Source organism: Phormidium pseudopriestleyi FRX01 (assembly GCF_017313335.1).
Classification (GTDB): domain Bacteria; phylum Cyanobacteriota; class Cyanobacteriia; order Cyanobacteriales; family Laspinemataceae; genus Laspinema; species Laspinema pseudopriestleyi.
On record NZ_JAFLQW010000413.1, the window covers coordinates 1 to 5344 of the forward strand.

6 protein-coding genes and 1 pseudogene are annotated in these 5344 nt (G+C 47.1%); 6 read left to right on the forward strand and 1 reads right to left on the reverse strand.

What is annotated here, in order from left to right; translation table 11 throughout:
• Nucleotides 1–223: 223 nt before the first annotated feature.
• From J0895_RS15555 to scpB, 6 genes are all read left to right on the forward strand, one after another.
• Nucleotides 224–388, forward strand: coding sequence for a ribbon-helix-helix protein, CopG family (locus J0895_RS15555; protein WP_242541351.1), 165 nt, complete (start codon nt 224–226; stop codon nt 386–388).
• A gap of 14 nt (nt 389–402) precedes the next feature.
• Entirely contained in the window at nt 403–2337 is a 1935-nt protein-coding gene (locus J0895_RS15560; RefSeq protein WP_207088960.1) for a S9 family peptidase, read from the forward strand.
• 38 nt (nt 2338–2375) lie between these two features.
• On the forward strand, nt 2376–2957 hold the full coding sequence (locus J0895_RS15565; protein ID WP_207088961.1) for a rhomboid family intramembrane serine protease: 582 nt from the start codon (nt 2376–2378) through the stop codon (nt 2955–2957).
• Nucleotides 2958–3129: 172 nt separating this feature from the next.
• A complete protein-coding gene (locus J0895_RS15570) occupies nt 3130–3393 on the forward strand; it encodes a TIGR02450 family Trp-rich protein (protein WP_207088962.1) in 264 nt (87 codons plus the stop codon).
• A 53-nt stretch (nt 3394–3446) separates the two neighbouring features.
• Complete coding sequence (locus tag J0895_RS15575) at nt 3447–4298, forward strand: ABC transporter ATP-binding protein (protein WP_207088963.1); 852 nt, start codon at nt 3447–3449, stop codon at nt 4296–4298.
• A 100-nt stretch (nt 4299–4398) separates the two neighbouring features.
• Complete coding sequence (gene scpB / locus J0895_RS15580) at nt 4399–4968, forward strand: SMC-Scp complex subunit ScpB (RefSeq protein WP_207088964.1); 570 nt, start codon at nt 4399–4401, stop codon at nt 4966–4968.
• 91 nt (nt 4969–5059) lie between these two features.
• Here the strand turns inward: scpB and J0895_RS15585 are convergent.
• Nucleotides 5060–5344, reverse strand: a pseudogene (locus J0895_RS15585) (hypothetical protein); the annotation flags it as partial.

Here is a 5344-nt window from a genome sequence, read left to right on the forward strand (position 1 = left end):
TGGGAGAGGGACTGAGGGTGAGGGCTTCTCCCACTTTGGGAGAATGGGGCTGGTGGGGGATGAGGGCAGACTGTCCAAACATCGGATGCACCCCACTCCTGTAAATATCTGTACTTCATAAATCCACCGAACCGTTATATAAACTTTAAGAAAAGAATAAATATTTCCCGCTTGCTCTTTCCACTCAAATTACAATATACTAAAATTGGTTGGACCTCTTGTTATGACCACACCCCCAAAAATGGCCCGAGATGAGTTATTACAAATTCGGATCAGTACACCAGAAAAAGAGCGCCTGCAATTAGAAGCAGCGCGACGCGGAGTATCCATGTCCGAAGTGATTCGCGACTATATCAAACGTCTGCCCAAATCAACAAAAGAATTGTAATTAAGAGATAGAATATGTCTAACCCCCAAATTGCTCACTATGGCTCCTGGAAATCCCCGATTACCTCCGATGCGATCGTCGCTGGCAGTATTGGACTCGGGCAAATCTTTTGGGAAAATCAAACCCTATATTGGTTGGAAATGCGACCCCAAGAAGGGGGAAGAAATGTCCTCGTTGCCCGATCGCACCAAGGAGAAATCCAGGATATCGTCCCGCCACCCTTCAACGTTCGCACCCGCGTTTGTGAATATGGTGGCGGTGCATTTACCCTCAGCAACGGCACCGTTTATTTCTCCAACTTCAGCGACTCGCGCCTCTACCATCAACCCCAGGGAGAAGAACCGCAACCCCTCACTCCCGAAGCAAATATGCGCTATGCTGACTTGATTGTTGATACTTCACGGGGACGCTTAATTTCAGTGCGAGAAGACCATACCAGCGCCGGAGAACCCGTCACCAGTTTAGTCAGCATTAACTTAACAGACGGTGCAGATATTCGCGTCTTAGTCGCCGGAGAAGACTTCTATGCCACTCCCCGCCTGAGTCGAGATGGTCAATATCTGTGTTGGTTGAGTTGGAATCATCCCAATATGCCGTGGGATGGCACCGAACTATGGATCGCACAAATCAACCCCGATGGTTTAGTGGGTGACACTCACCAAGTCGCCGGAGGCGTTAACGAGTCGATTTTTCAGCCCCAATGGTCTTTGGATGGTACTCTGTATTTTGTATCCGATCGCTCAGGATGGTGGAATCTCTACCGATCGCACCCCACCACCGGCACCATCGAACCCATCTGCGAAATGTCTGCGGAATTCGGACTCCCCCAGTGGGTATTTGGGATGTCCACCTACGGATTTGCCAGCAGCGATCGCCTGATCTGCACCTACACTCAATCCGGAATCTGGCACTTAGGGAGTATAAACCTAACTACTCGTATCCTGGAGGAAATCAAAACACCCTATACCTCCTTTAGTTCCCTGCAAGTCAACGGCGATCGCATCGCCTTCATCGGCGGTTCCCCAACCGAACCCACGGCGATCGCGCAATACCATCTCAACACCGGCGAATTACAAATCATCCGCAAATCCACCACCTTAACCGTCGATCGCGCCTACCTCTCCCAACCCCAACCCGTAGAATTTCCCACAGAAAACGGATTAACCGCCTATGGCATCTTCTATCCCCCCAATAATCAGGATTATATTGCCCCCGACGGTGAATTACCGCCCCTGTTAGTCAAAAGTCATGGCGGACCCACCGCCTCTGCCAGCAGCAGTCTCAGTTTAGGCATTCAATATTGGACCTCCCGTGGATTTGCCGTCCTCGATGTCAACTATGGCGGTAGTAGCGGATATGGACGAGAGTATCGGCAACGCCTAGAGAATTGCTGGGGAATTGTCGATGTCGATGACTGTGCTAATGGCGCAAAATATCTAGGGGAACAAGGATGGGTGGATCGCAACCGACTGGCGATCGCCGGAGGCAGTGCAGGCGGTTATACAACCCTGTGCGCCCTCACCTACCGGGATGTCTTCAAAGCCGGTGCAAGCTATTATGGAGTCAGTGACTTAGAAGCCTTGGCAAAAGAAACCCATAAATTTGAGTCTCGCTATCTCGATAAATTAATCGGTCCTTATCCAGAAGCGAAGCAAATTTACATCGACAGGTCTCCGATCCATGCTTGCGATCGCATTTCTTGTCCCGTCATCTTTTTCCAAGGATTAGAAGACAAAATTGTTCCTCCAAACCAAGCTGAAGCGATGGTTAATGCTTTAAAACAAAAAGGTATTCCCGTTGCCTATCTTCCCTTTGAAGAGGAACAACATGGTTTCCGACGCTCAGAAAACATTAAACGCGCTTTAGATGGAGAGTTTTACTTTTATTCAAGAATTTTTGGCTTTGAACCCGCCGAGAAACTAGAACCCGTCCCCATCGACAATTTCTAATAAAAACCCAGACCAATTGTCTATTAAGAGGCATAACCATGAGCAGAAACAATGTCAAAGCGATCGCCAACACTCTCAAAACCCAAATTCTAATTTTGGGTGGCTTTGTCGCCATCATGTGGATTGTCCAAATTCTCAACCTCTTCCTATTCCGAGGAAACTTACTCATTTATGGAGTTTTGCCTCGCCACCCGAGCACCTTGCGCGGCATTCTATTTATGCCATTTCTGCATGGAGGTTTCCCCCATTTAATTGCGAATACCGTCCCATTTGTAACCCTCGGCTGGTTCGTCATGGTTCGGGAAATTAGAGATTTTTGGGTTGTCACTGCGGTAACCATGTTAGTCAGTGGGTTAGGCGTTTGGGTATTTGGTTCTACTGGATGGCATATCGGGGCCAGTGGACTGGTATTCGGCTATTTAGGTTATCTCATCTCGCGCGGATTTTTTGAACGAAATATACCCTCAATTTTGCTATCCATTATTGTGGGTATATTGTATGGGGGAATTATCGTCGGAGTATTACCCATACAGGCAGGTGTCTCCTGGGAAGGTCATTTATTCGGATTGATTGGCGGTGGAATTGCCGCTTGGTGGTTATCACGCCGTCCGGCAATTTAGTCTGTCAAACCCTGCACCCTCAAGGGTGGAGCTATACGAACAAAGCCCGCCTGCGCGGGCTAATAGAGGAGTAGGGTGGGCACTGCCCACCATAATTCCGGTGGGCAGTGCCCACCCTACTTGATCGCTAGTCCAATAAGCGATACATATCAAAAATTCAAGGGTGAAAACAATGGCAAAAAAACAAAAATTTCCCTATTTAGTCGGTTCCAAATGGACCTCCCAACAAAAAACTTGGGGTTGGAGACACTTCCAAGTTGTGAATCGCAAAAACGAGGGAAAATGGGTGTTTGCAGAAATGATTTCTGCTTGTGACCCAAACGTGCGGTTTTGGATCAATGCCACCCAATTTAAAGATAGAAACCTCTGGCAAGCCGGTTGGCAATCTTTACAAGAAATGCAATCCCAACCCGAACAGGACCTTGTAGAACTGTAACTCCGCTTTCATGATACAGTCAGAAAAGAAAAATCCACTTTAACTAAATTTCCATGAGTGCTGCAGTTACCGTCGAAAATGTCCACAAAGTTTACAACAAAGTCCCGGTGGTCAATGATTTATCGTTTACCATTGAACCGGGAGAGATGTTTGGCTTGCTAGGACCCAACGGTGCAGGCAAATCCACAACAATTCGGATGCTCACCACCCTAACAAAACCCACCAGTGGGAGTATTAAAATTGCCGGATATGATGTCCAGTATCAACCCATCCAGGTGAAGCAGTGCATCGGCGTTGTCTTACAACAAGTCAGTGTGGATAATGACCTCACCGTCTGGGAAAATATGGAGTTTCACGGACGATTACATCATATTCCGAACCGGGAACGGCAAGAGAGAATCAAGCAATGGCTGAATTATGTGGAACTAGGCGATCGGCAAGACAGCCTAGTGAAAACTCTCTCTGGAGGGATGAAACGGCGGTTACAAATTGCCCGAGCATTGTTACATCAACCGGATATTTTATTTTTAGATGAGCCAACCGTAGGACTCGATCCACAAACCAGACGCAGGTTATGGGAAATTATTAAGGATTTAAACCGCCAGGGGATGACGATGTTGCTAACCACCCATTACATGGATGAGGTGGAATACCTGTGCGATCGCATTGGCATTATGGATGGGGGGAAATTAATTGAATTGGGGACACTTAACCAGTTTAGAGAAAAACATGGAGAAGGTTTGGTGATGAAGCAAATAGGCGATCGTTGGGAATATAAATTTTTCTCAGACATTGCCGAAGCGAACACCTATCTGGAACAACAACCGGATAAAACCGGGTTAATGGTTCGTCCTTCTAATTTAGAAGATATTTTTGTCGAACTCACCGGACGTCAGTTAGACTAATAGACTGAGAAAGTTTAACTGAACAAGTTAAATATCTAACGAACTCCACAGCGTTTAAAATATTTTGTTGTCAGAGGTTTTGGATGCACGGAAATCGTCAATGCCAAGTTTAGCTAGTCAGATTGAAGCCATACTGTACTTAAAAGGGAAACCGCTGGCGATCGCGGAAATTGCCGAATATGCCAACTGCGATAAAGAAACCGCAGAAGAAGCACTCATTCAACTGATTAACGATTATGCTCACCGAGACAGCGCGCTAGAAGTGCTAGAAACCGAAAACGGCTATAGTTTGCAACTGCGAGAGAGCTTTCAAGACTTCATGCATCGCTTAATTCCAGCAGAATTAGGCGTCGGTGCCTTAAGAACTTTAGCGGCGATCGCCCTCAAAGGCCCTTTCAGCCAAACCGACTTAGTAGAACTGCGCGGTTCAGGAGCCTATCAGCACGTTCAAGAATTAGTCCAACAAGGGTTTGTCCGCAAACGCCGACAACCGGAAACGCGATCGTTCTCCCTGCAAGTCACCGCCAAATTTCATCAATATTTCCAGTTAGATCAACTTCCCAAACAGCTAGAATTACCCTTTCAACAAGAACAAAATCCAGAAGATGAACCCGAAGAATTCCCCGAAGAACCCCCAGAACAATTCCCAGAAGAACCACCCACTGAATAGAGAGGAAATAACGCTCTGTGCTGTGATTACTGCTGGTTTATGGTAAAAAAAGTGATTGAAATAGGAGTTTCAAAACTTGACTCAAACCTTGTCAAAACTCTAGCACAACGCGATCGCTTTCTTCCGTACATTCGGTAACCGGGTAATGGTGGATGATGAGGATACCCTGAGATTGGAGAAGGCGATCGGTTTCCACCTCATCCTCCTCCCTATTCACCACGAGAATCCCTAACTTACCGTCAGAACAAACCAGAAAATGAGGGGTTTGATTTGTCCGACCCTCCGCAGTGGTCAATCGCGCCGTCGCATTCGGGAAAAACAAAACCCCCGCGCGATCGAGTGCCTCTGCAATCTTCACCTCTGCCAGCGATCGAAA